This is a genomic window from Bradyrhizobium sp. BR14999 (assembly GCF_056106085.1).
This window is the reverse complement of the sequence record NZ_CM148536.1, coordinates 1,508,802-1,525,476: the sequence shown is the minus strand read 5'-3', so window position 1 is coordinate 1,525,476 and position 16,675 is coordinate 1,508,802. Positions and strand designations below refer to the sequence as shown.

The 16,675-nt window shown below is 62.8% G+C and carries 13 protein-coding genes; 3 read left to right on the top strand and 10 right to left on the bottom strand.

Annotation, left to right across the window (positions count from 1 at the left end; translation table 11 throughout):
• Positions 1 to 27 precede the first annotated feature (27 nt).
• The 6 genes from fmdA to urtA form a co-directional block, all read right to left on the bottom strand.
• Complete coding sequence (gene fmdA / locus ACR9YP_RS07120; protein WP_438103480.1) at positions 28 to 1,257, bottom strand: formamidase; 1,230 nt, start codon at positions 1,255 to 1,257, stop codon at positions 28 to 30.
• Positions 1,258 to 1,284: 27 nt separating this feature from the next.
• Complete coding sequence (gene urtE, locus ACR9YP_RS07115) at positions 1,285 to 1,974, bottom strand: urea ABC transporter ATP-binding subunit UrtE (RefSeq protein WP_438103481.1); 690 nt, start codon at positions 1,972 to 1,974, stop codon at positions 1,285 to 1,287.
• Between the two features lie 221 nt (positions 1,975 to 2,195).
• Complete coding sequence (gene urtD, locus ACR9YP_RS07110) at positions 2,196 to 2,951, bottom strand: urea ABC transporter ATP-binding protein UrtD (protein ID WP_091887116.1); 756 nt, start codon at positions 2,949 to 2,951, stop codon at positions 2,196 to 2,198.
• Positions 2,952 to 3,015: 64 nt separating this feature from the next.
• Positions 3,016 to 4,158: an urea ABC transporter permease subunit UrtC gene (gene urtC / locus ACR9YP_RS07105; protein ID WP_438103482.1), complete on the bottom strand. Its 1,143-nt coding sequence runs from the start codon at positions 4,156 to 4,158 to the stop codon at positions 3,016 to 3,018.
• Positions 4,159 to 4,175: 17 nt separating this feature from the next.
• Positions 4,176 to 5,102, bottom strand: coding sequence for an urea ABC transporter permease subunit UrtB (gene urtB, locus ACR9YP_RS07100; protein ID WP_091887114.1), 927 nt, complete (start codon positions 5,100 to 5,102; stop codon positions 4,176 to 4,178).
• 130 nt (positions 5,103 to 5,232) lie between these two features.
• A complete protein-coding gene (gene urtA / locus ACR9YP_RS07095; protein WP_128930796.1) occupies positions 5,233 to 6,492 on the bottom strand; it encodes an urea ABC transporter substrate-binding protein in 1,260 nt (419 codons plus the stop codon).
• Between the two features lie 170 nt (positions 6,493 to 6,662).
• On the opposite strand from urtA, the gene ACR9YP_RS07090 reads away from it, so the two are divergent.
• Together ACR9YP_RS07090 and ACR9YP_RS07085 are read left to right on the top strand one after the other, a co-directional pair.
• Complete coding sequence (locus ACR9YP_RS07090) at positions 6,663 to 10,034, top strand: hybrid sensor histidine kinase/response regulator (RefSeq protein ID WP_474219270.1); 3,372 nt, start codon at positions 6,663 to 6,665, stop codon at positions 10,032 to 10,034.
• Positions 10,018 to 10,944 carry a response regulator gene (locus ACR9YP_RS07085; protein WP_474219269.1) on the top strand — a complete coding sequence of 309 codons (927 nt, stop codon included), beginning with the start codon at positions 10,018 to 10,020 and terminating at the stop codon, positions 10,942 to 10,944. Before ACR9YP_RS07090 ends, ACR9YP_RS07085 begins: the two co-directional genes overlap by 17 nt.
• A gap of 289 nt (positions 10,945 to 11,233) precedes the next feature.
• Here the strand turns inward: ACR9YP_RS07085 and ACR9YP_RS07080 are convergent, their stop codons facing one another.
• Together ACR9YP_RS07080 and ACR9YP_RS07075 are read right to left on the bottom strand one after the other, a co-directional pair.
• Positions 11,234 to 12,736: a flavin-containing monooxygenase gene (locus ACR9YP_RS07080; RefSeq protein ID WP_438103484.1), complete on the bottom strand. Its 1,503-nt coding sequence runs from the start codon at positions 12,734 to 12,736 to the stop codon at positions 11,234 to 11,236.
• Between the two features lie 125 nt (positions 12,737 to 12,861).
• Positions 12,862 to 13,620 carry a S1 family peptidase gene (locus tag ACR9YP_RS07075; protein ID WP_438103485.1) on the bottom strand — a complete coding sequence of 253 codons (759 nt, stop codon included), beginning with the start codon at positions 13,618 to 13,620 and terminating at the stop codon, positions 12,862 to 12,864.
• 120 nt (positions 13,621 to 13,740) lie between these two features.
• Between ACR9YP_RS07075 and ACR9YP_RS07070 the strand changes: the two genes are divergently transcribed.
• Entirely contained in the window at positions 13,741 to 14,376 is a 636-nt protein-coding gene (locus tag ACR9YP_RS07070; protein ID WP_438103486.1) for an HAD-IA family hydrolase, read from the top strand.
• A gap of 133 nt (positions 14,377 to 14,509) precedes the next feature.
• Here ACR9YP_RS07070 and mtnA read toward each other — a convergent pair whose 3' ends face one another.
• Positions 14,510 to 15,616, bottom strand: a complete 1,107-nt coding sequence (gene mtnA, locus ACR9YP_RS07065) for an S-methyl-5-thioribose-1-phosphate isomerase (protein WP_438103487.1) — start codon at positions 15,614 to 15,616, stop codon at positions 14,510 to 14,512.
• Positions 15,617 to 15,634: 18 nt separating this feature from the next.
• Positions 15,635 to 16,510, bottom strand: coding sequence for an S-methyl-5'-thioadenosine phosphorylase (locus tag ACR9YP_RS07060; RefSeq protein WP_438103488.1), 876 nt, complete (start codon positions 16,508 to 16,510; stop codon positions 15,635 to 15,637).
• Positions 16,511 to 16,675: the final 165 nt, after the last annotated feature.

The following is a 16,675-nucleotide window of genomic DNA, read 5'->3' as shown; positions in this document are numbered from 1 at the left end:
GTAAGCACGGGGAGAGGGAGCGCGGCGTCATTTGTCCGGCGAGATCGGCATCTGGATATCGCCTGTGATATGCTTGATGGGACCTGCCGCCGACGGCATCACGTCGAAGTCGAAGATCTCCGTCGGCAGCCACAGCGTGGCGCAGGCGTTGGGCACGTCGACCACGCCGGAGATGTGGCCCTGGCACGGCGCAGTGCCGAGGATCGAGTAGGCCTGGGCGCCGGAGTAACCGAACTTCTTCAGGTACTCGATCGCGTTGAGGCAGGCCTGGCGGTAGGCGATGTGGACGTCGAGATAATGCTGCTTGCCGGCTTCATCGACCGAGATACCTTCGAAAATGAGATAGTCCTTGTAGTTCGGCGTGATCGGCGACGGCTTGAAGATCGGGTTCTTGATGCCGTATTTCGCCATGCCGTCCTTGATCACCTCGACCTTCAGATGCAGCCAACCGGCCATCTCGATGGCGCCGCAGAAGGTGATCTCGCCGTCGCCCTGGCTGAAGTGCAGATCACCCATCGAGAGACCGGCCCCGGGCACGTAGACCGGGAAGTAGATCTTAGACCCTCGCGACAGATCCTTGATGTCGCAATTGCCGCCATGCTCGCGCGGCGGCACGGTGCGCGCGCCCTCCGCACCGATCTTGGCCTTCACGTCGCCCTTGGCGCGGCCGCCATGAGCGGTCGGCGCAAATGGCGGATTGGCGAGGCCGGGCACACGGGTCGGGTTGGTCGAGATCAGCTCGGCCTCGCGCTTGTTCCACATATCCAGCATCTTCGGATCGGGCAGACAGCCGATCAGGCCGGGATGAATCAGGCCGGCGAAATTCACACCGGGCACGTGGCGCGACGAGGTGTAGAGGCCCTTGATGTCCCAGATCGACTTCTGCGCCAGCGGAAAATGGTCGGTGAGGAAACCGCCGCCATTCTGTTTGGAGAAGAAGCCGTTGAAGCCCCACAAGCTCTCCTTGAGCGGACCGACATCGAGTAAGTCAACCACCAGCAGGTCGCCAGGCTCGGCGCCTTTGACGCCGATCGGTCCGGAGAGGAAGTGCACGATCGACAGATCGATGTCGCGCACGTCGTCCGCGGAATCACTGTTCTTAATGAAGCCGCCGGTCCAGTCATAGGTCTCGATGATGAAATCGTCGCCGGGATTGACCCAGGCCACGATCGGGATGTCGGGGTGCCAGCGGTTGTGCACCATGTCGTTTTCATAGGCCGACTTGGTGAGGTCGACCTTGATCAGTGTCTCTGGCATCGAGAAGCTCCCCTTTTACACGGTTGGTTAGACGGACAGATATTTCGAGACCTGCGCGGCATCGACGGCGTCGCGCGGATCATCGCGCACGATCTCGCCGTTCTCGATCACCAGCACCCGATCGGCGATATCGAGCGCGAAGCTCAGGACCTGCTCGGACACGACGATCGAGAGCCCCTTCTCGTCGCGGATCCGCTTGAGGGTGCGTGCCATGTCCTTGATGATCGACGGCTGGATGCCTTCGGTGGGCTCATCCAGCAGCAGAACTTTCGGCTTGGTCGCGAGCGCGCGGGCGATTGCGAGCTGCTGCTGCTGGCCGCCGGAGAGATTGCCGCCGCGGCGGCCTTTCATCTCCAGCAGCACCGGAAAGAGTTCGTAGATGTCGCCCGGCACCTCCGCCCCGCCGGAGACGACGAGCCCGGTCTCGATGTTCTCCTTCACCGTCATGGTGGAGAAGATCATGCGGCCCTGCGGCACATAGGCGAGGCCCTTGGCGACACGCTCGTAGCTCTTGAGGCCATCGAGCTCGGCACCGTCCATGGTCACCGAACCGCTTTTCGCCGGCAGGATGCCCATCAGCGACTTCATCAGCGTGGTCTTGCCCATGCCGTTGCGGCCCATGATCGCCACGATCTCGTTGGGCGCGACCTTGACGTTGAGCCCGTGCAGCACCTCGCTCTGGCCGTAGGCGACGTGAAGGTCGGAAATTGCCAGCATCGTTGGCTCCTAAGCTCGGTATGCCTTCCTTCTCCCCTTGTGGGAGAAGGTGGCGCGGGCGAAGCCCGCGACGGATGAGGGGTATGCATCAGCGGATTCGAGAGGCAGTTTGATGCGCGGAGAGATACCCCTCACCCGGATCGCTTGCGCGATCCGACCTCTCCCACAAGGGGAGAGGTGCACCGTCAATGCCGCTGCGGACTCGCTGGTTTTCGCCATCGTCAGTGCCCCAGATAGACTTCGACGACCTTGGGATCGTTCTTCACCTTCTCCATGGTGCCCTCCGAGAGGATCTGGCCCTGGTGCAGCACGGTGACCTTGTGCGCGATGTCCTCGACGAACTTCATGTCGTGCTCAATCACCAGAACCGAGCGGTTCTTGATGATGCGGTTGAGCAGCTCGGCAGTCTTGGTGCGCTCGGATACGCTCATGCCGGCAACGGGCTCGTCGAGCATCAGGAGGTCCGGGTCCTGGATCAGCAGCATGCCGATCTCGAGCCACTGCTTCTGGCCATGGCTGAGCTCGTCGGCATAGGTGTCGAGCTTGTCCTTGAGGAAGATCATCTCCGCGACCTCCTCGACCCGCTCCTTGACCGGCTGGTCACGCTGAAAGGTCAGCGAGCCGAACACGGTGCGACCGCGCGGAAACGAGATCTCGAGGTTCTCAAAAACGGTGAGATCCTCGAACACCGACGGCGTCTGGAATTTGCGACCGACGCCGGTCTGCACGATCTCGTTCTCCTTCATTTTCGTGAGCTCCTTGCCACGAAACTGAATGGAGCCCGAGGTCGCCTTGGTCTTGCCGCAGATCAGGTCGAGCACCGTGGTCTTGCCGGCGCCGTTGGGACCGATGATGACGCGGATCTCGTTCTCCTCGACATAGAAGGAGAGATCGTTGACCGCCTTGAACCCGTCGAACGAGACGGTCAATCCGGAGACCGCGAGCAGGAATTCCTTCGGCTGATGACCGATGAGCATGATCTATCTCCTCACTGCCAATGTGGCATCGGCATCGTGATGTCCAATGAGCATGATGGCCTCCTCACTCTGCCGGCGCGCCGTCGGCGACCGAGTTGTCGTTCCAGCCCGGCTTCGACTTGCGCGAGGCGAACAGACGATCAATGCGCGGTTGAACGTAATCGGCCCAGAGCCCGGACAGACCGTTCGGGAAGGCGAGCACGACGGCGATGAACAACGCACCGAGGCCGAACAGCCAGAGCTGCGGAAACGATTCCGACAGGCTGGTCTTGGCGAAATTCACCAGGATAGCGCCCCATATCGCGCCGAAGATCGACATCCGGCCGCCGACCGCGGTGTAGATCACCATCTCGATCGACGGCACGATGCCGACGAAGGACGGCGACATGAAACCGACATTGAGTGCGAACATGGCGCCGCCGATCGCGGCGAAGACCGCGGCCATGCAGAAGGCAAAGATCTTGAAGTTGGCAACGCTGTAGCCGGAGAAGCGGACGCGGTCCTCCTGCTCGCGCATCGCGACCAGGATGCGGCCGAGCTTGGTCAGGCGGATGAACTGCGCGATGCCGATGCAGGCGAACAGCAGCACCACCTCGACGAAGTACAGGATGACCTTGGCATGGTCGGGCCGGATGTCCCAGCCCTTGAGCGTGCGCAGGTCGGTCATGCCGTTGATGCCGCCGGTATAGCCCTGCTGCCCGACGATCAGGATGGTCAGGATGGCCGCGACGGCCTGGGTGATGATCGCGAAATAGGTGCCGCCGACGCGACGCTTGAACATCGCGGTGCCGATGATCAGAGCAAAGAGACCCGGGACCAGGATGATGGCGAGGATGGTGAAGGTGAGGCTGTGAAATGGCTGCCAGAACAGCGGCAGTGACGTGATCTGATTCCAGTCCATGAAGTCAGGGATGCCGGGCGTCGACTGGATCTTCGTGTTCTCGACGCTGGATGCCTCGAGCTTGAGGAACATCGCCATGCAATAGCCACCGAGGCCGAAGAACACGCCCTGTCCCAGGCTTAAGATGCCGCCATAGCCCCAGCACAGCACGAGACCAAGCGCGACGAAGGCGTAGGTCAGGTATTTCGCGACCAGATTGAGGCGGAATACGTCCAGCGAGAGCGGCAGGATCACGAACAGGATGGCGGCAAGAACAATGAAGCCCATGAGCTCGGATCGATTGAAGAAGCGTGAGTTGATGATCATGACTTGTCTGCTTCTCGTTACTTGCGGACTTTGAGGGCGAAGAGACCCTGCGGCCGCAGCATCAGGATGCCGACGACAGCAAGCAGCGTGAGCACCTTGGCCATCGATCCCGACATGAAGAATTCGAGCGTCGATTGCGTCTGCGAGATCGAGAAGGCCGAGGCGATGGTGCCGAGCAGGCTGGCGGCGCCCCCGAACACGACGACGAGGAAGGTGTCCACGATGTAAAGCTGGCCCGAGGTCGGTCCGGTCGAGCCGATCATTGTGAAGGCGCTGCCGGCGACGCCGGCAATGCCGCAACCAAGCCCGAACGTGTAGCGGTCGACCTTCTCGGTGTTGATGCCGACTGCACCGGCCATGATGCGGTTCTGCACCACGGCACGGACCTGGCGGCCCCAGCGCGACATATAAAGAACGTAGGCCACTGCGATGGTGATCAGCACCGTGAGACACATCACGAAGACGCCGTTGATCGGCACCTCGATGCTGTCAGTCACGTGCAGCGACCCGAGCATCCATTGCGGCAGCTCGACGCCGACCTCGCGGGCGCCGAACACGGAGCGATAGGCCTGCTGCAGCATCAGGCTGAGGCCCCAGGTCGCGAGCAATGTGTCGAGCGGACGCTTGTAGAGATGCCGGATCAGAACCCATTCCACCAGCATGCCCAGCGCGCCGGATGCGACAAAAGCCAGGATCATCGCGAGGAAGAAGTAGCCACTGAACAGGCTCGGCAAATAGGCCTGGAAGAAGCTTGAGGTCATCCAGGTGACGTAAGCCCCCAAGATCATGAACTCGCCATGGGCCATGTTGATGACGCCCATCTGGCCGAAGATGATGGCCAATCCCAACGCCATCAGGACGTAGACCGAGAACAGGATCAGTCCCGCAAAGCCCTGCATGACGAAGATGGAGCCAAGGTCACCAAGCGAGTAGTCGCCGAACATCGATGTCCTCCGTCGGGGAAAGGGTCCCGCGTCGCGAGCAGATTCGCGACGCGGGGTCTTGGGCATGGACTTGCGATCCACGCCAGGGAGAGGCTTGGTCTAGAGGGAAGCGCGAGCGACGCCGCGGGCCTTACTGGTAACCCTTCGGGAACGGATCCGGCTCGACGAGATCGGCGGTCTCGTAGATCAGCTCGAACTGGCCATCGAGCTTGGCGCGTCCCACCCGGGTCTTCGACCAGAGGTGATGGTTTTCGTGGATGCGCACGTAGCCTTCCGGCGCGCCCTTGAACTCGACGCCCGGCGAGGCCGCGGCGATCTTGTCGACGTCGAAGGAGCCGGCCTTCTCGACCGTCAACTTCCACAGCCACGGGCCGAGATAGGCAGCCTGGGTGACGTCTCCGATCACGGTCTTCTCACCCCACGCCTTCTTGAACGCCGGCACGAACGCCTTGTTGTTCGGATTGTCGAGCGACTGGAAGTACTTCATGCAGGCATAGGCGCCCGCAATGTTCTCGCCGCCGATGCCGTCGATCTCGTCCTCGGTCACCGAGATCGTGAGAAGCGGCTGCTTGGCGAGATCGATGCCGGCGGCCTTGAGCTGCTTGTAGAAGGCGACGTTCGAGCCGCCGACGACGTCGGTGAAGATCACGTCGGGCTTGGTCAGCTTGATCTTGTTGATGACCGAGTTGAACTGCGTGCTGCCGAGCGCATAGTACTCTTCGCCGACCACCTTGCCCTTCAGCACGTTCTCGACATGCTTGCGCGCGATCTTGTTCGAGGTGCGCGGCCAGATGTAGTCGGAGCCGATGAAGAAGAACGACTTCGCACCCTTCTCCTTGGCGATCCAGTTCAGGCCGGCGAGAATCTGCTGGGTCGCCTCCTGGCCGGTGTAGATGACGTTCTTGGACTGCTCGAGGCCCTCGTAGAAGGTCGGATAATAGAGCATGCCGTTGTATTGCTCGACGACCGGCAGCACCGCCTTGCGCGAGGCCGAGGTCCAGCAGCCCATGATCGCCGCGACCTTGTCGTTGACGAGCAGCTTCTTGGCCTTTTCGGCGAAGGTCGGCCAGTCCGAGGCGCCGTCCTCCTGGATGAACTTGATCTTGCGCCCGAGCACGCCGCCGGCGGCATTGATCTGCTCGATGGCGAGCTTCTCGGCTTCGATGGAGCCGGTCTCGGAGATGGCCATGGTGCCGGTCGCCGAGTGCAGGATGCCGACCGTCACCTCGGTGTCGGTGACCGCGAGGCCTGTGGTGTTGACTGCCGACGTCGCCGGGGCCTGCGCAAAAGATGCCCGTGGCAGCATCGTGATAACAGGCACGGCCGCCATTCCCATCAACAGTTTACGCCGGAGCGGCGACAACAGCCCCTTGTTTGCTTCGTCTGACATGAGCACCCCACTTTTGTTCGAGGACACGCGTTGGTGCCGTGAGGATGGCTCGAATTTGTACAGCTCAAGCATACGCAAGATCGCGTATATTGCACCGCAAAATGCCGACGTAGGCTTTTGGTACGGAAATTGCGAGGGGCTCCGGGTCCGTATCTGGAGTGGGGTAAAGCGTGGCAGGGCGGCAGCGAATAGACCGCGTCAGGCGCCAGTATAACCAATGGGTCGCCAACCAGACGCTGGAAGACTACGCGCTGCGCTTCACCGCGAAGAGCGCACGCCGTTGGTCCGCCGCCCGCGTCGCCAACACGGCGCTCGGCGCGATCTCCTTTCTGGCGCTGGAAGCGATCGGCGGTACCATCACGCTGAACTACGGCGTCACCAACGCCAGCGCCGCGATCCTCGTCGTCTCCGCCATCATCTTCTTCTGCGGCGTGCCGATTGCCTATTACGCGGCCAAATGCGGCATCGACATTGACCTGCTCACACGCGGCGCCGGCTTCGGCTATATCGGATCGACCGTCACCTCGCTGATCTACGCCTCTTTCACCTTCATCTTCTTCGCCATCGAAGCGGTGATCCTGGCCACCGCGCTCGAAATGTGCTTCGGCATTCCACGCCCGATTGGCTACCTCATAAGCGCGGTCGCGATCATCCCGCTCGTCACCTATGGCATCACGCTGATCAGCCGTTTCCAGCTCTGGACGCAGCCGATCTGGGTCATCCTGCATATCCTGCCCTTTGTCGCGATCGCCTGGGCTAACCCCTATTCGTTCGCGGAGTGGCGCAAGTTCGCCGGCGAGCACGGCGACGCGAACGGACATTTCGACCTGTTGCTGTTCGGCGTCGCGTCCTCCGTGGTGTTTTCATTGGTGGCGCAAATTGGCGAGCAGGTCGACTTCCTCCGGTTTCTGCCGCGCGACCGCCGCACGTCGCGCACGTCATGGTGGATCGCCCTGCTGATCGCGGGGCCCGGCTGGATCATCTTCGGCGCGCTGAAGTTGCTGCTGGGCTCGTTTCTCGCCTTTTTTGCGCTGAGCCACGGCCTCTCCAGCGAGCTGGCGGCCGAGCCAGCGCACATGTATCTCGAAGCATTTCGATACGTGCTGTCGCAGCCTGACATGGCGCTGGCGCTCACTGGCACGTTCGTGATCCTGTCGCAGATCAAGATCAACGTCACCAATGCCTATGCCGGCTCGATTGCCTGGTCGAACTTCTTCTCGCGATTGACGCACAGCCATCCCGGTCGCGTAGTGTGGCTGGTGTTCAACGTCATGGTGGCGCTACTGCTGATGGAGATCGGCGTCTACAAGGCGCTGGAGCAGACGCTGGCGCTCTACTCGAACGTTGCGATCGCCTGGGTCGGCGCGTTGGTCGCCGATCTCGTCATCAACAAGCCGCTCGGCCTGCGCCCGCCGCAGATGGAGTTCAAGCGCGCCCATCTCTACGACATCAACCCGGTCGGCGTCGGCGCCATGACGATCGCGACCATCGTCTCGATCGCGGCATTCTATGGCCTGTTCGGCCCTGTCATGAAGGCGCTCGCCGCGTTCGTCGCATTGGCCGTCGCCTTCGTCGCCGCGCCTGTCATCGCCTGGCTTACCGACGGAAAATACTACATCGCGCGCAAGCCCAAGAAGAGCTGGGCCAATATCGAGGCGATCCAGTGCTGTATCTGCGAGCACAGTTTCGAGCCGGAAGACACCACCTCCTGCCCGGCCTATGCCGGCCCGATCTGCTCGCTATGCTGCTCGCTCGATGCCCGCTGCCACGATCTCTGCAAGCCGCACGCGCGCGCTCAGGTGCAGTTCTCCGACGCGCTCAGCAGGATTTTGCCGCAGCCGATCTATCAGCGCATCAATTCGCAGTTCGGCCATTACATCGGAGTGTTCGTGGTCTCCGCGGGTCTTGTCGCGCTGGTGCTGGGACTGATCTATCTCCAGACCTCGGCGACCGTATATGGCGAGAACATGCTCGTTTCCAACGTGCTCTGGAAGGTGTTCTTCTCGCTTAGCATCATCATCGGCGTCGTGGCCTGGCTGTTCGTGCTGGCACAGCAGAGCCGCCGGGCCGCGGAAGCTGAAACGAAACGGCAGACCGCGCTGCTGATCCAGGAGATCGACGCGCACAAGCGCACCGACGCCGAGCTCCAGCGCGCCAAGGAGGTCGCCGAATCCGCCAATCTCGCCAAGAGCCGCTATGTCGTCGGCCTGAGTCACGAGCTGCGCTCGCCGCTGAACGCCATCAGCGGTTACGCCCAGCTCCTGGAGCAGGACGCAACGCTCGCGACCAAGCCGCGCGACCAGGTCCGTGTCGTCCGCCGCAGTGCCGATCACCTCTCCGGCCTGATCGACGGCATCCTGGATATCTCCAAGATCGAGGCGGGGCGGCTGTATTTATCACGCGACGAGGTGCGCCTCAGCGAATTCCTCGACCAGCTCGTCGGCATGTTCCGCCTTCAAGCCGCCGCCAAAGGTGTCGACTTCGTGTTCAGGAGGCCCACCTCGCTGCCGCTCGTCGTCTATGCCGACGAGAAGCGGCTGCGCCAAGTGCTGATCAATTTGCTCTCCAACGCGATCAAGTTCACCCAGGCCGGCAGCGTGCAGTTTGTCGTGCACTATCGCAGCCCCGTCGCCGAGTTCGAGGTGATCGATACCGGTCCCGGCATCCGAAGGGACGATCTCGAGCGCATCTTCGCGCCGTTCGAGCGCGGTGCGCTCGGTGTCTCGCAGCCACAGACCGGAACTGGCCTGGGTCTCACCATCAGCCGACTGCTCGCCGGCGTCATGGGCGGCGACATCAAGGTGACGAGCACGGTCGGCGCCGGTAGCACGTTCAAGGTCAAGATCCTGCTGTCGGAGGTGACCAATCCTCAGCGTATCGCGCCGGTGGAGGCGCCGGTCTCGGGCTATCGCGGCGCGCGCAAGACCATCCTCATCACCGACGACGACCCCGTGCATCGCGACCTCCTGCGCGAGGTACTGACGCCGCTCGGTTTCATCCTGCTCAGCGCCCCCGACGGCCCGGGGTGCCTCGCGCTGGCGCAGCATTGCCGGCCTGATCTGTTCCTGCTCGACATCTCCATGCCGGCCATGGACGGCTGGGCCGTGGCCGAAGCCCTGCGCGCGAGCGGCCATCATCAGGCGCGCATCCTGATGGTGTCGGCAAGTGCGTTGGAGGCCCACGGCACGCCGCTGGCGCAGCCCTTCCACGATGGCTATCTGATGAAGCCGATCGACATCCCGCGGCTGCTGGAGACGATTCGTCAGCTCCTCAAGATTGAATGGCAATACGGCTCGGATGAGATCACGGCACCGTTCTGGCGGCCCGAGAGTGGATCAAAACCGCCGGTGCGGCACATCGAGGCGCTGATCGGCCTCGGCCAGATCGGCTACGTCAAGGGCATCCAGCTGAAGCTGGACGAGATCGGCAGCGAGCATCCCGAGCACGCCGACTTCGTCGCGGAAATGCGGTCGCTGGTCGACCGCTTCGATCTCGACCAGTACATGACCACATTGAAGGCGTTGCATGCGCATGAGCATTGAGTCGAGGAAGCGCGATGTCGCGCTTGTTGTCGATGACTCCCCGGAGACGCTGCGGCTGCTCACCGATGCGCTCGATAGCGCCGGGATGACGGTGATGGTGGCGCTCGACGGCGCGGCCGCGATGCGTATCGTCGACCAGCTCACGCCCGACATCGTTCTGCTCGACGCCGTGATGCCCGGCATCGACGGATTCGAGACCTGCCGCCGCCTGAAGCGCGATACAGGCCTTGCCAATGTTCCCGTGATCTTCATGACGGGGCTTGCCGAAACCGAGCACATCGTGCGCGGGCTGGAAGCCGGCGGCGTCGATTACGTGACAAAACCGATCGTGATCGAGGAGATGCTGGCGCGCATCCGCGTTCATCTCGGCAATGCCCGCCTGACCCAGAGCGCGCGCGCCGCACTCGACGTCTCCGGCCGCTTCCTGTTCGCCGTCAACCGGCAGGGCGACGTGCTCTGGGCAACGCCGCAGGCGCAAAGGCTGCTATCCGACCGCCACGGCCCGCAGGCCGACGGCTTCGTCCTGCCGCCATCACTGCTGCAATGGCTGGATCAGGCCAGGAGCAAGGGCAGCTCGAAACCTCAGGCGGCCTCTTTGCCCGACAATCCGCAACTCCGGTTCTACTACATGGGCGAAACCGCGCCGAACGAGTTCCTGCTGCGGCTGTCCAAGGAGTCCGGCACCGCGCCGCCGCCCGAATTCACCAGCGAGCTCGGCCTCACCACCCGCGAAGGCGAGGTGCTGGCCTGGCTCAGCAAGGGCAAGACCAACCGCGACATCGCGCAGATTTTGGGACTGAGTCCGCGCACGGTCGACAAGCACCTGGAGCAGATCTACGCCAAGCTCGGCGTGGAGAACCGGACGGCCGCGGCGGCGATTGCGACAAATGCGACGAGGCGGAATTCGTGAGCGTATCGTGCGAGTGAGTTGAGGCGCCGCTTGCGCAATAAATGGCGTCGTCCTGGACAAGCGCAGCAAAGCGGAGCGCCGATCCAGGACCCATAACCACAGGGAGAAGTTTGGCGAAGACTCGTAGTTGCCCGCTCGCGCCACGACATCTCCCTGGGGTAATGGGTCCTGGCTTTCGCCAGGACGACACCGAGTAAGTCGCAACGCCGTTGACCCAACAACCAGTGTCGTCCCGGCGACGGCGGAGCGTATGGCGATGGCTACAGTCCCTCACCTGCGCACTAACGACTCACCCATACACAAACGCCGCATCGTCCAGATCCGTCTTTGGGATATCGTCCTTCTCGGTCCAGTAATCCTGGCTGTGCTGCCATTCCGGCTTGTCGCCGCGCTTCGGCAGCAGGTCCATGTTGCGCATCATGTAGCCGGGGTTGAAGTTTTCCGGATCGATCCAGGGCAGGATCGGCATGTTGTGATCTTCGGGGCGCAAGCTCACTTCGACCTTCTTGGCGCCCTTGGCCTTCATATGACCGAGCAGCCGGCAGACGAAGTCGGCGACGAGGTCGACACGCAGGGTCCAGCTCGCGCGGAAATAGCCGAACACCCAGACCATGTTCGGCACGCCCGTGAACATCATGCCGCGATAGGTGACGGTGTCGCCGAAGGCGAGCGGCTTGCCGTCGATCTCGAAGGCGATGTCGCCGAGGGCGGCGAGATTGAAGCCGGTCGCGGTGATGATGACATCGGCTTCCAGAAGCTTGCCGGATTTGAGCTGAATGCCGTTCTCGACAAAGCACTCGATCTCGTCGGTGACGACGGAGGCCTTGCCGCTCGCAATCCCCTTGAACAGATCGGCGTCCGGCACGAAGGCAATGCGCTGCCGCCACGGCCGGTACTTTGGCGTGAAATGCGTCTCGACGTCGTAGTCGGGGCCGAGCACCGCGCTGATCTGACCGATCAGCTCCTTCTTGACCTGCTCGGGCTTGGACACGCAGAGTTTTGTGAACGCATCCTGCTCGAACAGGATCTTGCGCCGCACGATCTCGTGGATCCACTCCTCGTCGACCTGCAGCCGGCGCAGCTCCTCCGCGATCTCGATGGCGTTGCGGCCGAGGCGGAAATAGGTCGGCGAGCGCTGCAGCATGGTGACATGCGCGCAACTGTCCGCGATGTTCGGCACCAGCGTCGCCGCCGTCGCGCCCGAGCCGATCACAACCACCTTCTTGCCCGCGAGATCGATATCATCCGGCCAGGTCTGCGGATGGACGATGCGATCCCTGAAGCGGTCCATGCCCTTCCATTCCGGCGTATAGCCCTCCGAATGGCGGTAATAGCCCTGGCACATCCAGAGGAAGTTTGCGGTAAAGGTCTTTGCCTCGCCCGTATCGGTGGTCGTCGCCTCGATTGTCCAGAGATTCTGCTCGCTCGACCAGCTCGCGGAATTGATCTTGTGCTTGTAGCGGATATGCCGCGCGAGATCGTTGTCCTCGATCACCTCGTTCATGTAGGAGAGAATCTCCTCGGCGGTCGCGATCGGCGGTCCGACCCAGGGCTTGAAGCTGTAGCCGAAGGTGTGGAGGTCGCTGTCCGAGCGGATGCCGGGATAGCGATGCGTGTTCCAGGTGCCGCCGAACGTCGCCTGCGTTTCGAGGATGACGTAGCTCGTACCCGGCAGCTGCTTTTCGATATGATAGGCGCTGCCGATGCCGGAGATGCCGGCGCCGACGATCAGTACGTCGAAATGTTCGGAAGCTTGCTTGGTGGCGGTGTGACCGCGAACAGCGACATTCATTGTTACTTATTGCCTTGCTTTGTTTTTGTGGCCGGCCTTGATCGGACGGCGCGTTTCCTCCGCGACAGGCAGTGTCGCCCGCCGCGCTTCCGCTTCAAGATGACATAGATCAGGTCGCGGTCAAATCACAGTGCCGCACCCCAGCTCCGTGCGGTCTGCAAGATCCAATCGCGGTAGAGCGTGAGCGGCGTGACGCCGGTCAACCCGCCGCAACCGTCGGCGCCGTTTGGCCCTGTCGACCAGCTGACGACGCCGACGAGCACAGCGCCATTCGGCTTGTCCTCGAACACAGGACCGCCGGAATCACCGGTACAAGCGCCGATTCCATCGCGAACACCGTTGGTTACGGGATCGACCAACCGGATCTGGAGCGTCCCGGGCTGGCCGGTGGCGACAAGCGCAGCGACACGCGTGATGCCGCCGCTCTTGCCATCGCCGCGAACTGTGACGCCGATGCCGGCGATGGTAAAACGGCTGCCGACGCGGATCGGAATATTCGGTGCACCGACTGGCACCGTCGATTTTCCCTTGGGTGGAATTTCCAGTTGCATCAGTGCCACGTCGGCGGTCGCCCGATGCGCCTGCATCGCCTGCATGTTGAAGTTCGGATGGATCGCGACGGTGCGGACGTTCAGCAATTGCGGCTGGCCGTCGGCGCCGCGATCGACGATCTTGTAGTCCGCACCGGGCTGCACGCAGTGAGCGACGGTGAGCACAAGTTTTGGTGCGATCAGGCTACCGGTGCAGAAATTGCCGCGCGAGCCAACGATCGTGACAATGGCGCGCGCGACACCATCCGCCTGCGGCGTGCCGCCGCCGACGATGGCGTGAGCAGGCGTGGCGAGCAGCAGAGCGGCCGTGATGAATGTCGCAATTGTTTTCATGGGAACGTCTTGGCAGTCGGTTCGGTCAGGGGCGGAGTGTGCTTCAGGCTGGCCCTTGCCGATAGCGCGTGCTAGCCGTCTTGTCAGCCATCTTGGCACTGAATTGACGAGGGCGGGACCTTGACGATCGAAGCTGTGATCTTTGATTTTGGCGGCGTGTTGACGAGCTCACCGTTCGAGGCGTTCGCCCGGTTCGAGACCGAACGTGGCCTGCCCATCGACATCATCCGGCGCACCAACGCCGCCAACCATCTGGAAAATGCCTGGGCCAAGTTCGAGCGCGCCGAGGTGGATATCGACGCATTCGATCATTTGTTCGCCGAGGAATCACGTGCACTTGGCGCGGAGGTGCGCGGCCGCGACGTGCTGCCGCTGCTCCAGGGCGATCTGCGTCCCGAGATGGTCGAGGCGTTGAAGCGCATCAAGGCGCAATTCAAGACCGGCTGCATCACCAACAATTTGCCGGCCAACGCCATCGGCAGCATGACGGGACGTTCCCTCTACATCGCCGAGGTGATGGTGCTGTTCGATCACGTCATCGAATCCGCCAAGATCGGCCTGCGCAAGCCCGATCCTCGCATCTACAAGCTGATGGTTGAGACGCTGAAGGTCGATCCGAAGAATTGCGTTTATCTCGACGATCTCGGCGTCAACCTCAAACCCGCGCGCGAGATGGGCATGACCACGATCAAGGTGACGAGCGGAGCCCAGGCCATCGCCGAGCTCCAGGCCGCGACGGGGCTGAAGCTGAGCTAGCGCGTCATTCTCCGTCATTGCGAGCGCAGCCGTAGGGTGGGCAAAGCGAAAGCGTGCCCACCAAGCTCGCGCGGCGCGGAATGAAGATGGTGGACACGGCGCGATGCGCCTTTGCCCACCCTACGGGATAGAACTATTCCGCCGCGGCGGCGATCCGCTCGGGAAAGGCGGCCGCGAGCGATTCACGATCCGGCTTCAGCACGCCGCGCTCCGTGATCAGGCCGGTGACGAGACGCGCCGGCGTGACGTCGAACGCATAGTTCGCGACGGGCGAACCCTCCGGCACGATACGCACCGTCTCCAGCCGGCCGTCGGCGGTGCGACCGGTCATGTCGGTGACCTCCAACCCGCTGCGCTGCTCGATCGGGATGTCGCGGATTCCATCATGAACGGCGAAGTCGATCGTCGGCGACGGCAGCGCAACGTAGAACGGCACACCATTATCATGCGCGGCGAGTGCCTTCAGATAGGTGCCGATCTTGTTGCAGACATCGCCATTGGCGGCGACGCGGTCGGTGCCGACGATGGCGAGATCGACCATGCCGTGCTGCATCAGATGGCCGCCAGTATTGTCCGGGATCACCGTGTGCGGCACGCCGTGATGGCCCAGCTCCCAGGCCGTGAGCGAGGCGCCTTGGTTGCGCGGACGGGTCTCGTCGACCCAGACATGGACCTTGATGCCGCGCTCATGCGCGAGATAGATCGGCGCCGTCGCCGTGCCCCAGTCGACCGTCGCAAGCCAGCCGGCGTTGCAATGAGTCAGGACATTGACCACCTCGCCCGGCTTCTTCGCCGCAATCGCCTCGATCAGCTTGAGGCCATTGCCGGCGATGCCGCGGTTGATCTCGACGTCCTGCTCGACGATCTCGTCGGCACGCGCGTAGGCCGCCTCCGCCCGTTCGACCGGATCGATCGGCGCCAGCCCCGCGCGCATCTCGTCCAGCGCCCATTTCAGATTGATCGCGGTCGGCCGCGCCACGACGAGCGTCTCATAGGCACGCTTCAGGCCGGCGTCGGAGGCGTCCTCGCGCATCGCCAGCGCCATGCCGTAAGCCGCGGTGGCGCCGATCAGCGGCGCACCGCGCACCAGCATGTCGTGGATGGCGACTGCCGCGTCTTCGCATGACGTCAGCTTCGCAATGACGAACTCGTGGGGCAGCCTGCGCTGGTCGATCGCGCCGACCGACCAGCCGTCACGCTCACGCCAGATGCTGCGAAAATGCTTGCCGTCGACCTTCATGGCATTCTGCCTTTCGTCTCAACCACGCAGGATGCGCCCTGCCACCGCATCGAGCTTCTTCAAAAGCTCGGGATCACGCGCCTCGGGCGCCGTGATCAGCGCAGTGTCGAGCGCACGATCCGAACCGATTGGGCACGACTCGTGCTCGCGCGGAAAATCCCTCGCCAGCCGCGCCACCAGCGCTTTCGCCTTGTCGGCATTCGAGTTCAGCACACGGATGATATCCTGCACGGTGACCGCATCGTGGTCGGGATGCCAGCAATCGAAATCCGTCACCATCGCGACGGTGGCGTAACAGAGCTCCGCCTCACGCGCGAGCTTCGCCTCGGGCATGTTGGTCATGCCGATCACGGAGTAGCCCAGCGTCTTGTACGTCATGCTTTCCGCATAGGTAGAGAATTGCGGCCCTTCCATGCAGACATAGGTACCGGTCCGCGCGATTGCGATGCCCTCGGCCTCGGCGGCTGCGGCCAGGTGAATGCGCAGCCGCGGCGAGATCGGATGCGCCATCGACACATGCGCGACGCAACCCTTGCCGAAGAACGAGCTCTCGCGCTTGTGGGTGCGATCGACGAACTGATCGATGAGAACGAAGGTGCCGGGCGGCAGTTCCTCCCTAAAGGAACCGCAGGCCGACAGCGAGATCAGGTCGGTGACGCCGGCCCGCTTCAGAACGTCGATATTGGCGCGATAGTTGATGTCGGAGGGCGACAGCCGATGGCCCTTGTCGTGCCGCGGCAGGAACACGACCGGCAGGCCCGCCATGGTGCCGCGCCGCACGGGCGCGGACGGCTCTCCCCAGGGGCTCTTGATTACCTCTTCGCGCGCGCCCTCCAGGCCCGGCAGATCATAGATGCCGGAGCCGCCGATGATGCCCAATACCGCCTGCGTCATGCCTGCTCCATCCCGTCCGCCACGTGCGACATGGTTAAGCTATGCCAGTTTTGCAGCGGATTTGAAACGGGGGGTGGAGAGGGGATGGAGGGACTGTGAGGAGCGCGCCTCACACTCGAAGTCGTCCCGGCCTAGTGCGCAATTGCGCACGGGGGCCGGGACCCA

Excerpts from the sequence above, each read along its gene's own strand:
- fmdA (WP_438103480.1), bottom strand. The coding sequence starts at position 1,257 with ATGCCAGAGACACTGATCAAGGTCGACCTCACCAAGTCGGCCTATGAA.
- urtE (WP_438103481.1), bottom strand. The coding sequence starts at position 1,974 with ATGCTGGCAATTTCCGACCTTCACGTCGCCTACGGCCAGAGCGAGGTG.
- urtD (WP_091887116.1), bottom strand. The coding sequence starts at position 2,951 with ATGCTCATCGGTCATCAGCCGAAGGAATTCCTGCTCGCGGTCTCCGGA.
- urtC (WP_438103482.1), bottom strand. The coding sequence starts at position 4,158 with ATGATCATCAACTCACGCTTCTTCAATCGATCCGAGCTCATGGGCTTC.
- urtB (WP_091887114.1), bottom strand. The coding sequence starts at position 5,102 with ATGTTCGGCGACTACTCGCTTGGTGACCTTGGCTCCATCTTCGTCATG.
- urtA (WP_128930796.1), bottom strand. The coding sequence starts at position 6,492 with ATGTCAGACGAAGCAAACAAGGGGCTGTTGTCGCCGCTCCGGCGTAAA.
- ACR9YP_RS07085 (WP_474219269.1), top strand. The coding sequence starts at position 10,018 with ATGCGCATGAGCATTGAGTCGAGGAAGCGCGATGTCGCGCTTGTTGTC.
- ACR9YP_RS07080 (WP_438103484.1), bottom strand. The coding sequence starts at position 12,736 with ATGAATGTCGCTGTTCGCGGTCACACCGCCACCAAGCAAGCTTCCGAA.
- ACR9YP_RS07075 (WP_438103485.1), bottom strand. The coding sequence starts at position 13,620 with ATGAAAACAATTGCGACATTCATCACGGCCGCTCTGCTGCTCGCCACG.
- mtnA (WP_438103487.1), bottom strand. The coding sequence starts at position 15,616 with ATGAAGGTCGACGGCAAGCATTTTCGCAGCATCTGGCGTGAGCGTGAC.
- ACR9YP_RS07060 (WP_438103488.1), bottom strand. The coding sequence starts at position 16,510 with ATGACGCAGGCGGTATTGGGCATCATCGGCGGCTCCGGCATCTATGAT.